At 70.6% G+C, this 889-nt stretch carries 1 protein-coding gene; it reads right to left on the bottom strand.

Annotation, left to right across the window (positions count from 1 at the left end; genetic code table 11):
• Positions 1-852, bottom strand: an 852-nt coding sequence (locus B2J89_RS21195) for a 4-hydroxythreonine-4-phosphate dehydrogenase PdxA (protein ID WP_169170815.1), incomplete at its 3' end; no start/stop codon positions are given.
• Positions 853-889 lie beyond the last annotated feature (37 nt).

The following is an 889-nucleotide window of genomic DNA, read 5'->3' as shown; positions in this document are numbered from 1 at the left end:
GATCGCGATCTGGCCCTGGTCGTGGTACATGGTGACGATGGCCTGGTACTCGCCGGCCTGGGCCTTCAGGAAGATGGTGTCGGCCGGGAACGGGCCGTGGAACGGCGCCTCGGTCGGCCAGTCGCGCGCCTGCAGCGCGGCGACGGCGGGCGCGATGACGTCGATCTCCTCGCGGCCGCAGGTACCGCCGTCGCCGTTGTGCGGATTGAAGCCCGCGATCGCGACCTTGGGGGCCGGCATGCCGCTGGCCAGCAGTGCGCGGTAGATCAGCTCGGCCGCCTGGGCAATGCGCTCCTGGCTCAGGTAGCGGGCCACGTCCTTGAGCGGCACGTGCGAGGAGATGCGCGAGGTCCACAGCTCGCCCAGCGTGTTGAACTCGCAGAAGTAGCCCTGCACGCCCAGGTGCTCGGCGAAATGGTGCAGCTCGTCTTCGTGGCGCAGGCCGCCGAGTTTCATCGCCTGCTTGTTCAAGGGCGCAAAGCAGATGGCGTCGATGTCGCCGGCCAGGGCCGCGTCCATGCAGCGGTCGAGCACCTGCAGCACCGAGCGGCCGCCCGGCGCCTCGGCGCGGCTGCGGTGCACCTCGGCGGGCGCCACCGTCTCCACGGCCAGGAAAGCCGGCGCGCTGCCGGCGCGCCCGCGCACGGCGGCCAGGGAGTCGATGGCCTCGGTCGCCACCGGCAGGCCGGCAATGCGCTGGCCTTCCTCCCAGAGCCAGCGGTCGCCGACCAGCACGATGTTGGCGCGCTCGATGGCTTCGGGCTTGGCCAGCAGGCGCGCGATCAGTTCGGCGCCGATGCCGGCGGGGTCGCCCAGGGTCAGGGCGACGACGGGCTTGTCGGAATGGGGCATAGGTCAGTCGATCTTGATGTTGTTCTTGCGGATGATG

It is taken from the genome of Acidovorax sp. SRB_24 (genome assembly GCF_012931925.1).
This window is presented reverse-complemented; position numbering and strand designations above follow the sequence as displayed.